Annotated in this window: 18 protein-coding genes; 12 read left to right on the forward strand and 6 right to left on the reverse strand. The window is 55.8% G+C overall.

The window, feature by feature from the left end:
* Positions 1 to 5 precede the first annotated feature (5 nt).
* From A3L10_RS08715 to A3L10_RS08730, 4 genes are read left to right on the forward strand one after another with little or no spacing between them, the layout of a single operon-like run.
* Positions 6 to 986, forward strand: coding sequence for a hypothetical protein (locus tag A3L10_RS08715; protein ID WP_088867242.1), 981 nt, complete (start codon positions 6 to 8; stop codon positions 984 to 986).
* Between the two features lie 6 nt (positions 987 to 992).
* Positions 993 to 2,855: a CpaF family protein gene (locus A3L10_RS08720; protein WP_088867243.1), complete on the forward strand. Its 1,863-nt coding sequence runs from the start codon at positions 993 to 995 to the stop codon at positions 2,853 to 2,855.
* Positions 2,856 to 2,866: 11 nt separating this feature from the next.
* Positions 2,867 to 3,931 carry a type II secretion system F family protein gene (locus A3L10_RS08725; RefSeq protein WP_088867244.1) on the forward strand — a complete coding sequence of 355 codons (1,065 nt, stop codon included), beginning with the start codon at positions 2,867 to 2,869 and terminating at the stop codon, positions 3,929 to 3,931.
* Between the two features lie 2 nt (positions 3,932 to 3,933).
* Positions 3,934 to 4,839 (forward strand): type II secretion system F family protein, encoded by a 906-nt coding sequence (locus A3L10_RS08730; protein ID WP_198362093.1) that lies wholly within the window; start codon positions 3,934 to 3,936, stop codon positions 4,837 to 4,839.
* Here the strand turns inward: A3L10_RS08730 and A3L10_RS08735 are convergent.
* Positions 4,816 to 5,310, reverse strand: coding sequence for an FKBP-type peptidyl-prolyl cis-trans isomerase (locus A3L10_RS08735; RefSeq protein ID WP_088867246.1), 495 nt, complete (start codon positions 5,308 to 5,310; stop codon positions 4,816 to 4,818). The genes A3L10_RS08730 and A3L10_RS08735 overlap by 24 nt on opposite strands.
* An 81-nt stretch (positions 5,311 to 5,391) precedes the next feature.
* Entirely contained in the window at positions 5,392 to 5,886 is a 495-nt protein-coding gene (locus A3L10_RS08740; protein WP_088867247.1) for a DUF2118 family protein, read from the reverse strand.
* A 63-nt stretch (positions 5,887 to 5,949) separates the two neighbouring features.
* Here A3L10_RS08740 and A3L10_RS08745 point away from each other — a divergent pair, with 63 nt between their 5' ends.
* The 5 genes from A3L10_RS08745 to A3L10_RS08765 all read left to right on the forward strand — a co-directional run bounded on the left by A3L10_RS08745 (position 5,950) and on the right by A3L10_RS08765 (position 9,889).
* Complete coding sequence (locus A3L10_RS08745) at positions 5,950 to 6,801, forward strand: DUF4129 domain-containing protein (protein WP_232460970.1); 852 nt, start codon at positions 5,950 to 5,952, stop codon at positions 6,799 to 6,801.
* On the forward strand, positions 6,791 to 7,243 hold the full coding sequence (locus A3L10_RS08750) for a hypothetical protein (protein ID WP_088867249.1): 453 nt from the start codon (positions 6,791 to 6,793) through the stop codon (positions 7,241 to 7,243). Before A3L10_RS08745 ends, A3L10_RS08750 begins: the two co-directional genes overlap by 11 nt.
* On the forward strand, positions 7,212 to 8,165 hold the full coding sequence (locus A3L10_RS08755) for an AAA family ATPase (protein WP_088867250.1): 954 nt from the start codon (positions 7,212 to 7,214) through the stop codon (positions 8,163 to 8,165). Before A3L10_RS08750 ends, A3L10_RS08755 begins: the two co-directional genes overlap by 32 nt.
* A 78-nt stretch (positions 8,166 to 8,243) precedes the next feature.
* Positions 8,244 to 9,470, forward strand: a complete 1,227-nt coding sequence (locus A3L10_RS08760; protein WP_088867571.1) for a DUF58 domain-containing protein — start codon at positions 8,244 to 8,246, stop codon at positions 9,468 to 9,470.
* Positions 9,467 to 9,889, forward strand: coding sequence for a hypothetical protein (locus tag A3L10_RS08765; protein WP_088867251.1), 423 nt, complete (start codon positions 9,467 to 9,469; stop codon positions 9,887 to 9,889). The genes A3L10_RS08760 and A3L10_RS08765 overlap by 4 nt, the downstream gene beginning before the upstream one ends.
* Here A3L10_RS08765 and A3L10_RS08770 read toward each other — a convergent pair.
* Positions 9,886 to 10,719: a carbohydrate kinase family protein gene (locus tag A3L10_RS08770; protein WP_088867252.1), complete on the reverse strand. Its 834-nt coding sequence runs from the start codon at positions 10,717 to 10,719 to the stop codon at positions 9,886 to 9,888. The genes A3L10_RS08765 and A3L10_RS08770 overlap by 4 nt on opposite strands.
* A gap of 156 nt (positions 10,720 to 10,875) precedes the next feature.
* Here A3L10_RS08770 and A3L10_RS08775 point away from each other — a divergent pair, with 156 nt between their 5' ends.
* Positions 10,876 to 12,372, forward strand: a complete 1,497-nt coding sequence (locus A3L10_RS08775; protein ID WP_088867253.1) for a carboxypeptidase M32 — start codon at positions 10,876 to 10,878, stop codon at positions 12,370 to 12,372.
* Between the two features lie 21 nt (positions 12,373 to 12,393).
* On the opposite strand, the gene A3L10_RS08780 is transcribed toward A3L10_RS08775, so the two are convergent.
* From A3L10_RS08780 to A3L10_RS08790, 3 genes are read right to left on the reverse strand one after another with little or no spacing between them, the layout of a single operon-like run.
* Complete coding sequence (locus A3L10_RS08780) at positions 12,394 to 13,896, reverse strand: prenyltransferase/squalene oxidase repeat-containing protein (protein ID WP_088867254.1); 1,503 nt, start codon at positions 13,894 to 13,896, stop codon at positions 12,394 to 12,396.
* A gap of 53 nt (positions 13,897 to 13,949) precedes the next feature.
* Positions 13,950 to 14,300 (reverse strand): ASCH domain-containing protein, encoded by a 351-nt coding sequence (locus tag A3L10_RS08785; RefSeq protein WP_088867255.1) that lies wholly within the window; start codon positions 14,298 to 14,300, stop codon positions 13,950 to 13,952.
* A 9-nt stretch (positions 14,301 to 14,309) separates the two neighbouring features.
* A complete protein-coding gene (locus A3L10_RS08790; RefSeq protein WP_088867256.1) occupies positions 14,310 to 15,422 on the reverse strand; it encodes a geranylgeranyl reductase family protein in 1,113 nt (370 codons plus the stop codon).
* Positions 15,423 to 15,482: 60 nt separating this feature from the next.
* Here A3L10_RS08790 and pcp point away from each other — a divergent pair, with 60 nt between their 5' ends.
* Together pcp and A3L10_RS08800 are read left to right on the forward strand one after the other, a co-directional pair.
* Positions 15,483 to 16,085 (forward strand): pyroglutamyl-peptidase I, encoded by a 603-nt coding sequence (gene pcp, locus A3L10_RS08795; RefSeq protein ID WP_088867257.1) that lies wholly within the window; start codon positions 15,483 to 15,485, stop codon positions 16,083 to 16,085.
* A gap of 48 nt (positions 16,086 to 16,133) precedes the next feature.
* Positions 16,134 to 18,143 (forward strand): DUF460 domain-containing protein, encoded by a 2,010-nt coding sequence (locus A3L10_RS08800; protein WP_088867258.1) that lies wholly within the window; start codon positions 16,134 to 16,136, stop codon positions 18,141 to 18,143.

The raw sequence follows: 18,143 nt of genomic DNA on the forward strand, positions 1-18,143 counted from the left end.
TAGCAATGAAACGCCTCGCAGCATCTCTCTTTATTCTTTTGTTAGCTTCATCTCTGGTTAGTGCAGCAACCTATCGCCTTCCCGGCGATACCTACAACAACATAGGTATCATGGGGCAGGTCATGATAAATCTGAACGTTACCATGGTGAACACTGCCCCCTTCCCCAAGTTCATAGTGGTGAACCCGCGTTACGATTTCACCGTCTACAGGCTGGACAACAGCGAGACCATGAATGCCGTACTCGTTGGAGACACGGTTCTCCATAACATATCAAACGTTAAGAAGACCACCCTCAACTACTACACGGGCTTCTGGATAATGCCCTACGAAACCGTTGTCGTCAACTTCAAGATAACCTCTCACTACTCGTACATAGTCCCGACCATGGACTACGAAACGGTCTGCGGAGATACCGCTAAAATAACCACCGTTGAGTACAACGGGAGTAGCGTTAGCGGCGTGATAGAGGATCTGGATGATATTGGAATAATAAGCTGCGGGGTTATGTATCCTCAGCTCGTAAACACCCCCAAGGTTCTCTACCTGAGGAGCATGTTCCCAATGGTTGATGCCCACATCAAGATCCTCCAGTACGAGGGTGACGTTACCTTCCGCCTTACAAACGTTCCCAACGAGGCGGGAATCTTCAACACGTTCTTCGCCGCCTCGATACCTGTCATATTCGATGGTGCCAGCATGACAGACTTCACCCCCAACTATACAATGACGTACAGGGACTACATGGAGGAGTTCGTGTGGGAATACAAGGGTCTCAATCCGCCCCAGAAGAGCCAGCCGCAGCCGCTTCCAACGATGCCTGGAATGTTCCAGCTTTCGAGCAGTTTAATCAGTGGTGTTTCCGTTGGGATTCCCGAGATCAACCCGCCCAAGCAGGCAGGTTTCGACTTCCCCGTGTGGATAATATTCATGGGTAAGGGTGTTGATATAACCTATCACGTCAGCTGGAAGAATGAGGGGCGGTGAGCGTTGGTGCCGGATGAGAAGAAAAAGAAGAAGGAGAGCATCTCATGGATTGATGAGATACTGAGCGGGGAGGACGACCTCCTTGAGAACGTCCTCAAGGAGGATAAAAAGAAGGAGGAAGAGGAGGAGCACCTCCCCTTTGTGAAGGAGGAGGGGGGCGTTGATTTAGAGGAGATCCTCAGCAGGCCCTCTCCAGAGGAGGCCATCACTAACAGGCCCACCGGTGCCGATATTCTTGGAGAGATACTCACCAAGGAGGAAGAGGTCCCCAAGGAGGAGCCAAAACCCGCCCCCAAGCCCAAACCGCCCTCAACCCTTCAGGATATCCTCGGTTCATCTGTTCGTGCGGAGGAGACGACCTACGCGGGGAAGGCCGAGGTTCTGGATGCCTACGGAAACGTCCGCATCCTCCGCGTTAAGGGCGAACCCGTCCCCATATACGAGATCCGCCTTCCCAAGCTAAGCCGCGAGGAGGAGGAGCTCTTCAAGAGGATCAAGGACAGGGCGATAACCGAACTCCAGATAGACCCCTCTGCCTTTCCAGACTTGGAGGAGCGCAGGCGCGTCTTCATGAACGCCGTCAGGAGGATGATAAAGGACGAGGCTCCCCACTTCTCAGAGGGCAGGGTCGAGGTCCTCACCGAGATGATAGTCCAGTCCATGATAGGCTACGGCAAGCTCGATCCCCTCGTCCGCGACGACAACCTCGAGGAAATCATGGTCATAGGTACAGGCAGGCCCGTTTACGTCTGGCACAGGCGCTTCAACATGTGTAAGACCAACATAGTCTTCCCCGAGGAGAAGGAGATACTCAACATCATCGAGAGGATAGCGAGGGAAGTAGGCAGGAGAATCGACCAGCAGAGCCCGCTCCTGGATGCACGCCTTCCGGACGGAAGCCGTGTCAACGCAACCATCCCACCGATCAGCCTTGACGGCCCCACCATAACCATCCGTAAGTTCAAGAAGGACCCGCTCACGATAATCGACCTCATCAAGTACGGAACCATGAACACCGAGATAGCTGCCCTGCTGTGGATATTCGTGGATGGCCTGGGCGTCAAGCCCGCGAACGTTCTCGTTGCGGGAGGTACGGGTTCCGGTAAGACCACCACGCTCAACTCCCTTGCCATGTTCATTCCGCCGAGCGAGCGCGTGATAACGATAGAGGACACGGCCGAGCTTCAGCTCCCGGTTGAGCACTGGATCAGGCTCGAGACGAGGCCGCCCAACGTCGAGGGCAAGGGCGAGATAACCATGGACGACCTCGTTAAGAACACCCTCCGTATGCGTCCCGACAGAATCATCGTTGGTGAGGTTCGTGGTCCAGAGGCCAGAACTATGTTCACTGCAATGAACACTGGTCACGACGGCTGTATGGGAACCATACACTCAAACAGCGCGAGGGAAACCATAGTCCGTCTGGAGAGCCCGCCGATGAGCGTTCCCAGGATAATGATACCCGCGCTGGACATCATCATAATGCAGGTCAGGTTCCACAGCCGGAAGAAGGGAACCATAAGGCGCATCACCGAGATAGCCGAGATCTCGGGCATCGAGGCCGAGAGCGTTCAGCTCAACAAGCTCTACAAGTACGACCCGGCCAAGGATGAGCTGATCCCGACAGGAGTTCCGAGCAGGACTCTAAATACTCTAGCTCACCATACGGGTATGAGCATATCCGAGCTTGAGTTCGAGAAGGAGAAGCGCAAGATAATCCTTGACTGGATGATAGAACAGGGCATCAGGAGCATTGATAAGGTTGGCCACTACATAAGGCAGTTCTACATAGACGAGGAGGCGTTGCTGAAGAAGATTCAGGCCGAGAGCAGCATTGAAACCAGCAAGCAGGTTAAGAATCTGATCTAAGGGTGATAATCGTGGGCGTCGTTAAAGCCATCACCGACTTTTTGGAGCGCCTAGGGGGAAAGACGGTAGAGGTTGCCGAGAAACCCATAAGGAGAATCCCCCAGGGCAAAAGTGTTCAGGAGAGACTCCGGGCGCTCAAAGAACTGCAGAAGGAAATCGAGAAGGAGAGGGCAGAGGAAGAAAAGGAGAAGGAGATAGAGGAGATTCTGGAGTGGAGGAAGAAGGAGATCCAGAAGCCCTTCTCCGAGAGGCTTGCGGAGACGGTGCTCCGCTACTTCAAGGGACCGGTTCAATCACTCACGAACTCCCTCAAGGGCCTCGACCAGGAGCTCTACCGGGCGAGCATACTGATGCCCCAGGAGAAGTACGTCGCACTGATGCTGGCGGTGGCCGTGTTTGCGGGCATCTTTGGATTCCTGTTCGCGTACCTTCTATACATTCCCCTCGATATGTCAGCCCTCGTTGGATTCCTCGGCTTTGTGGGCGGCTTCATGTACATGAGGTACTACCCGCGAATGGTGTGGAAGCGCAGGGTTGTTGAAGTTGAGAGGGCGATGCCCTATGCCCTGAGGCACATGGCTTCTCTCCTCAGCGCCGGTGTTGGTATATCCGAGGCCCTGCTATCCGTTGCCCGCGCCGATTACGGCGTTATATCCGAGGAGTTTGAGCTCATCCTGAGGGATATGAGGACGGGTTCCTCCTTTGAGGATGCCCTCACCAAGTTTGATGAAAAGATGGGCTCCGAGAACGTCAGCCGTGTCGTCAAACAGATACTCAGGGCGATAAAGTTCGGTGGAAACCTCTCCGAGATACTCTACAAGCTGGCCGAGGACTTCGCCTTTGAGTACAGGATGAAGCTCATAGAGTACGTCCAGAGGGTCAACGGTATAGCGTTCATCTACATGTTCATGACAATAGTCATGCCTACCATGTTCGTCGTTGGAATACTCGCCGGCTCAGTGATGGCACAGCAGCTCGTACTGCCCCCGGAGACCCTCGCGGTTATACTGCTGTTCGCCTTCCCGGCGCTGTCGTTCATAGTGGTCAACATGATTAAGAAGGGAGAGCCGAGGTGACAATGATGGCGGGAGGATTGTCAGGAGCATTGATTCAGATCATTGAGAGGATGGTTCCCAAGCGGTGGATGAGGCGCTATGAGGTGTTCATATACTCCTCGGGAATAAACTTCCTCGCCGCCGAGTACCTCATCGTCTCCCTGCTGGTCGGAATAATCGGTGCCGTACTCGTTGATATGTTCTCCACAGCCGTCTACGCCGTCATAACCTTCTTGGCCCTCTTTGGAGCAATGGCCTTTGGTTACCCCTACTGGAGGATCAGTAAGCGTATTGAAGAGATGGAAAAGATGCTCCCGGATGCCTTCTTCTATCTGGCCAGCTCGCTCAGGGCGGGTATCTCTTTCTCGGAGGCCCTAGAGGAGTTGACAACAGCCAAATTCGGTTCGCTAACTGATGAGTTCAAGAAAACCGTCGCCGAGATAAAGAAGGGTCGTCCAACCGTTGAAGCCCTCAGGGCCTTTGCGATAAGGAACAGAAAGTCTCCCGTCATCTACCGTTCGATGATGATCATCATCGAGGCCCTCGAGAGGGGTGCCCCGATGAGCGACGTTCTTGTCTTCGTTGGAAACGATGTCAGGGAGATACTCAGGATAAAGCAGGAGAGGAAGGCCTCAACGGGCATGCAGGTGATGTTCTTCATAATTACCAGCGGCTTTATCGGACCCCTTATACTCGGCATAGTCGCCCAGGTAATGCTGGCTATGAGCACCGGCAACGTGGAGTTCCCGGTGGAGACCGTGAGGACCATACTGCTGGGATTCGTTGCCCTCCAAGCGATAGTTTCGGGCCTTGGAATTGGCGTTATAAGAGAAGGGAAATACTCAGCAGGCATAAAGTACAGCCTGCTGCTCGTAATAATGGGAGTGGCAGTATTCCAGGGAGCCTCAGGCCTCAACCTCGCCGTCTGAGGCCTCTTCTTTGGCTTTCTGAATGTCCACTATTTCTACCTCGAAGACGAGGGTCTTCCCGGCCAGCGGGTGGTTGAAGTCAAGGGTGACGTTCTCCTCACCGACTTTGGCTATCTTAGCGATTCCCGAGTCGGTCATGACGTACATGCCCTCGATGGGCTCTATGCCGACGTTTGAGAACTCCGTCTTTGCCACCTCAATGACGAGCTCCGGGTTGGGCATGCCGTAGGCCTTCTCCGGTGGTATCGTGACCGTCTTCTTCTCCCCAAGCTCCATGCCGACAAGGGCCTCGTCAAGGCCAGGGATTATCTCGCCAACGCCGACGTTGACACCAAGGGGACCGTACTCCCTCTCTTCCACGTATATCTCGTTCTCCTTGGCAATGTCCTCGTAACTGGTATCAAAAACTTCGCCGTTCTCGAACTTTCCGACGTAGTGAAACACCACAAAATCTCCAGTTTCAATCTTCATTTCCTTCAACTCCAAAATTCTCTTCAGGTGGGGCTTGACCCGGCGGTTTATAAAGGTTTGTACAAAAGTGGGAAAGAACGCTCATTCCTCGGGGAGTATGTAGTAAACGTAGTGCGGCCTGTTGGTCACCTCGTCTATGAACACGACCGTTCCCGTCTTGGGCGGCTTGATGTAGTGAACCTCTCCTTTTCTGGTGGTTATCGCCGCAAAGGCATCCCCCGTCCTCACCCGGTTCCCAACGTTCGCTATCAGGGTTTTCGTGTATCCTTCGACGGGAAGGATTAGCAGTTCATCGTCCCTCTTCAAATATATCCGTGTTCTTCCATCGGGAAGGACCAGGATGGCATCGGCAAGCATCTTGCCCTCCATTCTGTCAACGTAGAGGTAGAACCTGTCGTAAACTTCCTTCGCCAGGAATTTGGCCCTTTTGATATCAATGAAGTCCGGAACGCTCTCGTCCCTTTTCAGCCAGACCTCAACGTTCCCGCTGATGACCACGCAGTCTTTTTTAACCTTCCTTCCCTCAAGGCACTCCTCGGGAGGAGCCTCAACGTAGAGCCTTGGAACCCTCTCCACTTTCATCACCTGACCTTTACCTAGGGGTAAAAGTTTTTAAACCTGCCCTCTCTAAAACCCCTGATGGAAATGTCCACCAGGGTAAAATTACTGGTCCTCTCTGGACTGCTGTTTTCACTGATGGCCCTGATGGTCAACTACAGCGCGGCCACATCGGAGACCTCGAGGGGCAGCCCCGCCCAGTGGGCAGGTGTTCTCGTGATGATCCTCGCGATAGTTGGCCTGTTCGTTATCGTTGGTGTATTTCTGGGATGGAAGGACCCCTTTCAGAGACTTGATTCGGGCGGCCTCGCCCTTTTCGTCAGGTATATCATGCTGGCCCTGGGATTTTCCGGCCTTGTTCTCGTGATGTATCTGATTCGGGAAAATACGGCCGTAAAAATCCCCTCCAACAACAGTACTGCCTTAAACGCTTCCGTGAACGGTTCCGCGCCCGTTCAGACTTCTAGTCACTACAACGGCACCCAACTGGCCCCGACCAGGCAGTCCCTCCCCTCCCAGTACCTCCTCTATGCCGTCCTGCTCATTGTGATAGTGGTCTTTGCATACCTCGCCGTGATCCAGTACAGGACGTACCTGCGGAAGAAGGAACGCAAGGAGATGAAGCTCCGGGCCGAGCTCTTCGACAGGAAACTCGACGAACTCGGCCTTGAGATGTTTGAGAGCCCAAGGGAGGCCATTGTGGGTATATACAAGAACGCCGTTCTCTGGCTTGAGTACCTCGGGATGCCGTACCAGGAGAGCTGGACGCACTGGGAGCACGCGAAGCATGTTAAATACATGCACGATGCCTTCGTCAAGCTGACACGGCTCTTCGAAAAGGCCAAATACGCCCCCGAGAAAATAACATGGGATGATGCCCGGAGGGCCCTCGAGGTTTACCGCGAGATGAGGAGGGGCGTGAATGAGGTTTAACCGGTACGTGCTCGCGATAGCCGTGATACCGCTGCTAGTGGCCATAGTTGCCGGCTCCTATCTGGTTAGATGGCTCGCCGTTCTGGTGCTGGGCGCCCTTCTGGCCTTTCTCCTCTTTGGATTTGATATACATGTTCCCCTCCCCAGGAGGGAGAAACTGGAGAGGGTCGAGAGAAAAACCGACGTTGAGAGGGTTGTGACACTCATAGAGCGCGCCAAGAGGGGAAGGGTTGCACGCTCCCTCCTTGAGGAGAAGATAGCGGAAATATACGCTACCCTCTCCGAGGACTACAATCAAACGTTTCATTCGCTCACTTCCGAGCCGAACGAGGCCATTCAAGCCCTCCGTTCGGAGGGAGACTTTCTCGATAACCTTGAAAAGGCCTTAAAAATTGTGGAGGAGGATCTCTATGAAGATAGAGGAGGTAAGCTCCAAGGGTAACGCCGTTCTTGAGGAGGTCAAGAAGGCGATAGTCGGAAAGGACGAGGTGCTGAGGCTCATACTGACGACGATTTTGGCGGATGGCCACATACTCCTGGAAGACCTGCCCGGATTGGCCAAGACGCTCATGGCGAAGAGCTTCGCCACCGCGATGGGGGTGAGGTTCAAGCGCGTCCAGTTCACACCCGACCTTCTCCCCAGCGACATCCTCGGCGTCAGCATCTTCAACCAGAAAACGCTCGAGTTCGAGTTCAAAAAGGGCCCCGTCTTCACGAACATACTCCTCGCCGACGAGATAAACCGTGCCCCGCCCAAGACCCAGAGCGCTCTCCTAGAGGCCATGCAGGAGAGGCAGGTCACCGTCGAGGGCAACACGTACGAACTTGAGAGGCCGTTCATAGTCTTCGCCACTCAGAACCCAATAGAGCAGGAGGGTACTTATCCGCTTCCGGAGGCCCAGCTGGACAGGTTCCTCGTCAGGCTCCGCGTCGGTTATCCGAGCAAGAAAGAGGAGATAGAGATACTTCGCAGAAGGATGGCGAGGAAGAAGGAGGAGGTGGATATAACACCGATCCTGACCCCAGAGGAAGTCGTAGAGATGCAAAGGGCCATAGAGGACGTCTACGTCAGCGACGCAATCCTGGAGTACATAACCGAGATAGTCTTAGCCACGAGGGAGGACAAGAAGGAGATAGAGGTTGGGGCCTCGCCCAGGGGGAGCCTCGCCCTTCTCAAGCTCTCCAGAGCCTATGCCGCCCTAGAGGGTAGGGACTACGTCATCCCAGACGACATAAAGGCCGTCGCCGTTCCGGCGCTGAGCCACAGGCTCATCCTCAAGAGGGAGCTCTGGTACACGAAGGTCAGCCAGGAGAGCATAATGGCGAAGCTCCTTGAGCGCGTTCCAGTTCCCAAGTTTGAGTGAGGTGAAAAGGTGCAGGCCCAACCCCCGCTCTACGGGCACTCCGTTCCGGTTGAGGAGAGGGAGGAGCCCACGGGCAAAATGTACCCAACGGAGAAGGCAGAGGAGATACTCCTCGCCCTCTGGCTAATCGTCATGCTGGCCTTTCTCCTCCTGCGGTGGGAGCTCGTGTACCTGACGCTCCCGATAATATGGCTCCTCTTCGTGGCGGTGTTCTTCTTCAAACCGACCCTCAACGTTGAGATAGAGCGTGTAATCCCCCACAATCGCTTCCTTGAGGGAACCGAGCTGGAGATAATCCTTAGAATTAAATCGCACGAGAGGATACCTACCCTGAAGATCACAGAGGACATCCCGCCGGGCCTGGAGCTCGTGGAAGGGCAGAAAGAGCACGTTCTGTCGCTCAAACCCGGGGAGGAACGGGAGATACGGTACAGGGTTCGCGTTAAGAGGGGAATTCACGAGTTCAACTGGGTGAGGCTGAGCTACCGCGACCCCTTCGGCTTCTTCAAGGTTGACAAGGCGGTGGAGGTTTACAGCGAGATAGTGGGCGTTCCGATAATCACGGACGTCCCGACGCCGTACTCCACCAAGGGAACGAAGATAACCGTCGGCCCGCTCCCATCGCCGAGGGTGGGGGAGGGTGTTGAGTTCCACGCCGTCAGGGAGTATCAGCCGGGCGACCCTCTCAAGATAATCAACTGGAAGGCCACCGCCAGAACCGGCAGGATAATGGCCAACGAGTACGAGAGCGAGCGCAAGGTCGACGTCGTCTTCATAGTGGACGCCTCTTACACGGGGGATCTCGTCTTTGACCACCTCGTCCGTGCCGCGGCTTCCCTCATGCTCAACGCACTCAACAACGGCACGAGCTTCGGACTCCTACTGTCCGAGGAGGTCCCGCTCTGGATTCGAGTTGACTACGGTAAGAGGCACTTCTTCAAGTGCATCGACTTCCTGAGCACGGCCAAACCCGACAAGAACAACATGATAACCTACCAGGTCGAACACCTCATAAAGGCGCGCTTTCCGGCCAAAGCTCAGCTGCTGTACTTCTCCCCCCTCCTGACCGAGGAGAGCAGGGACGCCCTCAGGATAATGGCCCAGTACGGCTACAACGTCGTCGTCATAAGTCCCAACCCTTACACGGCGGTTGAGCCTAAGAACCGAGAGGAGGAGCTTGCGCTGAAGCTGCTGATGCTCCAGAGGCGCGCGATGCTCATGAAAATGTCCGCCTACGGTATCATCATCGACTGGGATGTCAGAAAACCCCTGGAGGCTGCGATAGCAGAGGTGGTGGGTCTATGAAGGTGAGGAGAAGGCTCTACTCCCTCATACCCCTGGTTCCACTCTTCGTCCTGCTCGGAACCCTCGATCCCAGAACCCTCCTCCTAATCCCGCTGGCCCTCATGGCGATCCAGTGGTACTTCGTCGGCACGCTATTTCTCCTGGCAACGGCGGCTTTCCTCATCTACACGAGGACGGGGGGTCTCTACGGCCTCGCTGTGATGGCGCTCGCCATCCTCGCCCTTGAAATGGGCTACCTCGACAGGGAGCGTGCCCCGAGGGAGCACTACCTCATTCTCCTCGCAGCGGTTGCGATGTCCTTCCCAACATACCTGCTGATGTCGACGCTCTCCCCCGCGCTCCCGAGGCTGGAGGTGACGGCCCTGGCGGCGCTGCTCCTGGTGGTGCTCTACCTCTTCGCCAGGCTCGCAACCTCTTAAACGCTCCAGCTTCCGGTTTTTTTCAGAACTTCCCTCGCCCTCTCCAGGCCCCGTCTCACACAGTCTTCGAGCGCCGCGCCTCTGGAGTACATCGCAAGAAATCCTCCCGCAAAGGCATCCCCCGCACCGGTGGGGTCGACTATCTCGTGGGGGGATATCGGAAGCGCTGGGAACTCCCTGAAATCACCGTCGTAGACGAGAACCCCCCTCTCGCCACGCGTTACCACGACCACCTTCGCTCCCCATTCGTACAGTACCTCAGCGGCTCTCTTCACGTCCCGGGCCTTGGTTATCGTTAAAGCCTCCCTCTCGTTTGGAAAGAGAACCTCGACCCGCGATGCTATCTCCCTCATGAGCTCGGTTCTCTTGGCGTAGTCCTCGATGTAGGTCGGGTTGAAGTCCAGGCTTATCCTCTTGCCCTCCAGCCTTTTCAGGGCCTTGAGCTGTTCCTCTGGTGGAATCGGGGCTATGTGAAAGATTTTGGCGTTCATGTACTCCTCTGGAATCTGGGTCTCCCCCATGTTACGGGCGACGCCCATGTCAACTGGAGCATCCACGGTTCCGTTCTCGTGGTAAATCATGTATATGTGAATCGTCCTGCCGGGCAGGATTTGAACGCCCCTCACGTCCAGAACGGAGGCGAGCTTTTCGAGCCATTCCCTGGGAAAATCCTCTCCAACTTTGGTTATCAGGCCAACCCTCGCGCCGGCCAAAGCTGCCGAAGTAGCCACGGCCGCGGCCGCACCACCGGGGTAGAGTATCTCATCCCTCCCCGGAAACCGAATGTGGTCTATCGAGACGTGGCCCAGTACAGCCAGGTCGAGTTCCATAGTCATCACCAGCACTCGTTCTTTCACGGACTTACGCTTCCCCCTTTAAGCCGTTTCCGGTGGAAGTAACAGACTTCTACCCTCCCGTTTAGATGAGCATCGAAAAGATTAAAAGCGGATGCCTGAAAGTTCTATCAAAAACAAGGGGTGGTTTCGATGGAAAGCGTCTTCCAGAACGAGACCGTCAGGGAGATACTCACGAGGTACAGGCGCATCTGGGCAATAGGCCACGCCCAGAGCGTCCTCGGCTGGGACATGGAGGTCAACATGCCGCGGGAGGGCATCCTCGAGAGGAGCGTCGCCCAGGGCGAGCTTTCCGTTCTCAGCCAGGAATTCCTCCTCAAGCCGGAGTTCATCGAGCTCGTCGAGAAGGCCAAGGGAATCGAGGATCTCAACGAGTACGAGCGCGGTGTCGTCAGGGTTCTTGACAGGAACATAAGGATAAGCCGCTCTTTCCCACCTGAGTTCCTCAGGGAGATGAGCGAGGTCACGAGCCAGGCAACGAAGGCCTGGGAGGAGGCGAAGAGAAGCGACGACTACTCCAAGTTTGAGCCGTGGCTCGACAGAATCATAGACCTCGCGAAGCGCGCCGCCGACTACCTCGGCTACGAGGACGAGCCCTACGATGCCCTGCTCGACCTCTTCGAGGAGGGAACCACGACAAAGGACGTCACAAGGATGTTCGACAAGCTCGAGAAGGAGCTCAAGCCTCTCCTCGAGAAGATAATGGAAGAGGGGAAAGTTCCCCAGAGCCACCCGCTTGAGAAGGAAACCTATGAGCAGGCCCAGATGGAGAAGGTGAACCGCTGGATACTCGAGAAGTTCGGCTTTCCACTCGGCGTTCGCTCAAGGCTCGACGTTTCGGCCCATCCCTTCACGACTGAGTTCGGAATAAGGGACGTCAGGATAACCACGCGCTACGAGGGCTACGACTTCAGGATGACCGTCCTCAGCACGGTCCACGAGTTCGGACATGCGCTCTACGAGCTCCAGCAGGACGAGAGATTCATGTTCAGTCCCATAGTCGGGGGCGTCTCCCTCGGAATCCACGAGAGCCAGAGCCGCTTCTGGGAGAACATCGTCGGCCGCTCAAGGGAGTTCGCGGGCCTCATCTATCCAACCCTTCGGGAGAACCTGCCCTTCATGTCCAAGTACACACCCGAAGACGTCTACCTGTACTTCAACATGGTGCGCCCGGACTTCATAAGGACCGAGGCCGACGTCGTTACCTACAACTTCCACATACTCCTCCGCTTCAAGCTCGAGAGGATGATGCTCAACGAGGGAGTCAAGGCCAAAGAGTTGCCGGAACTCTGGAACGACGAGATGGAGAACCTCCTCGGCATAAGGCCGAAAACCTACCGCGAGGGAATCCTGCAGGATATCCACTGGGCCCACGGAACGGTCGGTTACTTCCCGACCTACAGCATCGGAACACTCCTCTCGGCCCAGCTCTACTACCACATGAAGCGCGACCTCAACGTGGAGGAGCTGATAAGCGAGGGCAACTTCGGACCCATAAAGGACTGGCTCCGCGAGAGGATTCACAGGCACGGAAGCATATACCCACCCAAGGAGCTCCTTCAGAGGGCCATCGGTGAGGAGCTGAACCCGGACTACTTCATAAGGTGGGTGAAGGAGAGGTATCTGTGAGGTTTCTTTTTATTCACACCCTCATTTTCTTCCCGCTTTGGCGCCAATGAGCGCCCCAATCAAAAGCCCTATCCCCAAAATCGCCGGCAGCCTCCATGAAACTCCTGATTGGGCACTTGGCTCATTCTCTACTGGTCCGGGCCTGTTGCTTTCCCAATTTCCACCGTATAGGCTCAGGGCTATCAGAGCATAGGCATCGCCGTCAAATGTCATGGATTCTCTGGGGCCCGCGAGTTCGAGAAATTCGAGGGCCTCTTTGGTGCCCTCGTCCCTGCCAGCCATGTGGAGCCATATCAGGGCTATAGCCGTCGAGTAAACGTCATGATTCCAGGAACCGTCCAAGTGCGGGTTTTCAATCACCGCGTAGTTATCCCCATCCTTGAAATGGAAAACCGTCTTTTCTGCATACCCGCTCCCAATGAATTCTATATAGTTCTCCAGAAGCTCCGGATAGAACCTCATCTCCCCTTTGAAGAAGCCGGACTCGTTTTCGAGAAGGGCTTTCCCTGAGAGTATCAGGAAGGTACTTCCCCGGTCGGGAATTCCCAGGCTGACGTTTATCTCGGCCATTCTTCCGGTCCCATTCCAGGTTTTCTCCACTTCCCAGCCGTTTACTGTGTAAACCCTCTCCTCAACCGTGTAGTTGGTAATCCCCCTAAAGCTCAGCCTCAGCGTTGCGTTTCCGAGGTACTGCGTCCTTTCGAGAAGGGAGGCGATGAAATCGAGCGTCCCCTTCGGCGGTCTCATGTTCTCCTCCCTCAGGAAGAGCAACGGCAGGACTATGCTCTCGTAGGGGGGCCTAATATCGCGGTAGGGCATGGGAAAGATGAAACCCGTGAAGGTGTTGTCCAGATACGGGCTCACAAGCCTCTCCGGTGTTAGCCTCTCCTCCAGCCATCTCCACTCTTCCGAGACGTTGTGACCGAGTCTTGAGAGGGCGGCGATTGCATAAGCCGTGGCAACGATGCTCGGCGACTCATTGACTGCGTTGAGTCCCGTCTGCTCCCAGAACAGGTAGACCGTGCTCCCCCAGTGGTTCCCGCTCTCGTTCTTCAGGAGGAATTGGGCTGCCTTTTCTATCTCCATGGAATCGGGACTTTCACCCGCCTCAAGGAGAGCTAAAATCGCCAGTCCGGTTCCAGCCGATCTGGAGAGCTCCCAGTAAAACCACTCCGAATCTGGCTCTGGGTAGTCGTCAGTTATTATCGCCGGAAAGGAACCGTCCTCGCTCTGCTTTGACTTTATCCATTCAACCAGTCCCCTGAACTCCGTCGAGTTCCTTGGATAGCCGCTCCGCGCGAGGGCTATGACCTTGAGGCATGCAAGATAAAACGTCTCATTTTCCCTGAAGGCATCCCATCCGGAAACGCTTCCGGTGTTCCATGCATGGTTCAGGGTTCGGAGCTGGTATTCGTTTATGTAGTGCTCCGCATCTCTTCCCATTAATGAACTGGCTCCTGCGGGTGGCAATATGAAACCGATTATGAAAACCAGAAGGATAATGAGGAGGAGCTTCTTTCTCATATCTCACACCATGTTAAAATGGGAGAAGGGACTTTAACTTTTTGGTTGGGTAGTCATTCAATGGGCTCCCCAATCCACCCAACTGGCTCGACCTCTATTGCCGCCACCCCGTACTTTCCCTCCTTCTCCTCCGAATAAAAGCGGCGGTACACCTTAACGCCCTCTTCGATGCTCTCAACGCCGGGAAGGACGTTCTCAAGGCCCTCCTTCTCCAGCATCTCCCTGAAGGAGGAGTAAACCCTCACGTCCTTCACCACACACATCAGCTTGTTCTCGAAGATTATCGTGTCCCCTGGCCTAATTCCCTGCCTCTTCTCGTCGTACAGGCGCCCCTCGACCCTCTTCCTGCCCTCGGCTATAGCCCTGAGGTACTCCTCCTGAAGTCCCATCCTCCACGTTGCCATGGAACCACCTCACAGGAGGGTTCTGACTATGGCCGGGCTTATCTTTATCAGCCTTGCGAGGAGCTTTGGCCTCTTAAGGATTGCCTTCGCGGTCTTCACGTGGTCATCGAAGTCGGCCTGGCCCTCTATGACCTCCCTCGCCTCCGGACTTCCGAGGACCTCGAAGACCTTCTCGATGTCATCCTGGCTCAGGCCCAGAAAGACCTTTCTAAACTTGAGCCCGAAGCTTACCTGCTTCTTGACGAAGGAGCAGCCCTTCTCGTAGTCCTTGAGCCTTCCATCGAGAAGTGCCCTTCTGAGGACGTGGGCGCAGTACATTCCGTAGACTATTCCTCCAGCGGTGGTCGGCTTTATCTGCAGCGCCGCGTCGCCCACGAGCGCAACGTTGCCCCTGACCCAGGGTTTCTTTACGCCGAAGCCGACGCTTCCAGCTTTGAACTCGACTATCGAAGTTGGCTTCAGCATCCTTATCTTCAGGAACCTGTGGAAGGCATCGAGACTCCCGAACGTCCCAACCCTGGCAACTCTCTCGCTCACCGGGGCCACCCAGAAGAAGAACTCGGGGTTTATCTCCCTGTTCACCCAGACCTCGACGAAGTCGGGATTGAATTCTCCCACCACTTCAGCCTCGTAGCCGCTCAGGAATTCACCTTTCGTCTGAACCCCTATCGCCTTGGCTACGGTGCTGTTCACGCCGTCGGCGCCGATGTAGAAGTCCGCCTCGATCTCGATCCTCTCGCCGAGCCTCTGGAGGACGGCCTTTCCATCCCTGAAGGCAAGAAACGTGGTCGCCATGTAGTAGTCCACGCCCTTTCCCACGGCCCTCTCGGCCAGCCACCTCTCAAGGGCCTTCCTGTCCACGAGATACGCTTGAGGCGATTTTCTCCCTATCTCGAAGCTCTGTATCCGCGAGTAGAAAACCGCCCCACGGAGCTTGTTCAAAACTGCACTCTCCGGAAGGCCGAGCCTCTCATAGTTCTCGGCCCCTATTATGCCTGTGCAGGCCTTACCCCCGAAGGAGCCCTTTCTCTCCACAACGGCTACCCTGAAATCCCTCGCGAGCAGGTTGGCGAGGTAGTTGCCAACCGGTCCTCCGCCGATGATAAGAACGTCGTACCTCATTCTCACCCACCGAGGGGAGTGCGTTTTAAAACCTAAAAACCTAACCTTTCCGGTGATAGCATGAAAGTGCTCGTGACGGGATTTGAGCCCTTCGGCGGCGAGGAGATAAACCCCTCCTGGGAGGCCGTTTCGGGGCTTCCGGATGAGATCGAGGGGGCGGAGATAATAAAGCGCCAGCTCCCGGTGACATTCAACGGTGTCAGAAAGATTCTCCAGAAGTTGATCGTCGATGAGAAGCCGGATATCGTAATCCTAACCGGTCAGGCCGGCGGGAGGCCGAACATAACCGTCGAGAGGGTTGCGATAAACGTCATGGATTCAACGAAACCAGACAACGAGGGCTTTGCCCCGGAGGACGAGCCCGTCTTTGAGGGTGCTCCGGCTGCATACTTCGCAACACTCCCGATAAAGGCCATCGTGGAGGCTTTGAGGGAGGCAAAAATCCCAGCTGGAATTTCCAACACCGCGGGAACCTATGTCTGCAACGCGGCCATGTTCACAGCACTCCACACGATAGCCGTGGCTGGGATGGAGACCAGGGCTGGCTTCATCCACGTTCCCTTCAGCCATGAGCAGGCCTTGGAAAAGCCGAGGCCTTCAATGGCCGTTGAAACGATAAGGAAGGCCTTTGAGGTCGCCATCAGAACCTCCCTGAGGGGCTGATAAGCTTTTTAAATGGCCCCTCCAACCTTTCTACAGAACCCTTAGAGGGTGAGGCCTATTCTAATCCTCGGAGTAGACATAATAAGCGAGAGCCCCAAAAGGTTTGCCGTCGTGAGCTGGTTCAACGGCAGGCTTGAGAGAAAGGGTGAGTTCACCCTCTACCGTCTTATCCGCTTCATCCAGTCCAAGAGACCGGATATAGTGGCCATGGACAGCGTCACCGAGCTCGGCGACGACCTCAGGAAGTTCCTCCGGGCCCTCCCGAGCGGGACGAAGCTCGTCCAGGTAACCGGCCGCCCGGGTGAGCAGAGAACCCTTCAGAGCCTCGCGAGGGAGCACGGGATAAGGGTAACCGACAGGTTCGACCCCTACGAGGAGGCCAAGCTTTCCGCCCTGCTGGCCAGCAAAGGAGTCGGCTACGAGGTTCTTGCCTTCGAAGACGAGGTGATAATCAAGGTAACCCGGGGGAGAAGCCACGGCAAGGGCGGCTGGAGCCAGGACAGGTACAGGAAGCGCGTTCACAACCTCGTTCGCGATAAGGTGAGGGAGATAGAGGACAGACTGCGGAGGGCGGACATACCCTTCGACCTTGAGGCCGAGGAGAAGGACTACGGCTTGGCCAAGGGGGAGTTCAAGGTCTACGCCCGCAGGGAAGAGCTGGCTGGACTTATAAAGCCCATGCGCGGCGGGGACGTCGAGGTGAGGATTCAGCCGGTTGAAAGGGCCGAGCTCGGCTTCGCCCCCCTGAAGGGCGAAGAGGCCATACGCGAGAGGAGGAGCATCATAGTGGGCATAGACCCGGGGATAACGGTCGGCATAGCGGCCATAGACCTGAACGGGAGGATAGTCGCCCTCCACAGTGAGAGGAACATGCCGGTCGGCGAGGTCTTCCGGTTCATAAGCGACGTCGGGCATCCGGTTATCGTTGCTACCGATGTAAACCCTGCCCCGGGATTCGTCGAAAAAATTGCCCGCTCCTTCAAGGCCAACCTTTTCGTCCCCAGGGAGAGCCTCCGCGTTGAGGAGAAGAACGAGCTCCTGCGGAACCTGGGGATAAGCGTTGACGACGACCATCAGCGCGACGCTTTAGCCGCCGCCTACAAGGCCTACCTTCGCCTGAAGCCCAAGCTTGAGCACGTTGACGCCAAGCTCCGCGAGGCGGGACTCACGAGAAAGGCCGACGAGGTTAAAGCTTTGGTCATTCAGGGCTACAACCTCGGAGAGGCCATGCAGCGCGTTACACTGCATGAGAGGCCGAAGGAGGAAGGAGAAGCACCCGAGGAGCGGCCGAGTGTTGATGTTAGGCCTTACATAAGGCGCATCCGCGAGCTGGAGAGGAAGATAGAGTTCCTTGAGAGGGAAAATGAAGAGCTGAGGGAGGTTATAAAGGAGCAGAAGAGGGTAATCGGCCGGCTTGAGAGAAAGCTGGTTGACTACGACGAGGAGATCCGGAGGAAAGTTCTCCGCGAGAGGGAGCTGGAGGCGAAGGTGAAGCGCATAGAAATCCTTGAGAAGCAGCTCCGTGAAGCTAAGGCCGTCATAGAGCGCCTGAGCAAGGACTTGGTTCAGGTGAAGAGGATGAACGTTGTGGAGATACGTGGCAGCGCGGTTCCCCTCAAGGTCATGAACGTCCTCAGCTGGCGCGAGCTCCAGAGGCTGGAACGTGAAATAGGAATCAAGCGGGGGGACGTTCTCTTCGTCGTAAACCCCGCTGGGGCGGGTAGAGGTATAGCGGAGGAGCTGGTTGGGAAAGGAATACGCGCCCTCATCACCGAGAAGCCCCTTCCGGGGCCGGTCAAGGAAGTCCTCCGAGAGGCTCACCTACCATTCTTCACGAGCGAGGAGCTGGACGTCAAGAGGGTTGACGAGTTCGCCGTCGTTGAGAGGGAGACCCTTGAAAGGGCAATCGATGAGCTGCTGGCGAAATGGGAGGAGGAAGACCGCGAGAGGGAGGCAGAGAGGCTCCTCCGCCTCGTGGAGGAGTACAGGATAGAGCGCATGAAGGAGCTGAGGAGAAAGGCCGAGGAGGAAGCCAAAGCGGAGCATCGAAAGGCTTAA

This window comes from Thermococcus radiotolerans (assembly GCF_002214565.1).
GTDB classification, from domain to species: Archaea; Methanobacteriota_B; Thermococci; order Thermococcales; family Thermococcaceae; genus Thermococcus; species Thermococcus radiotolerans.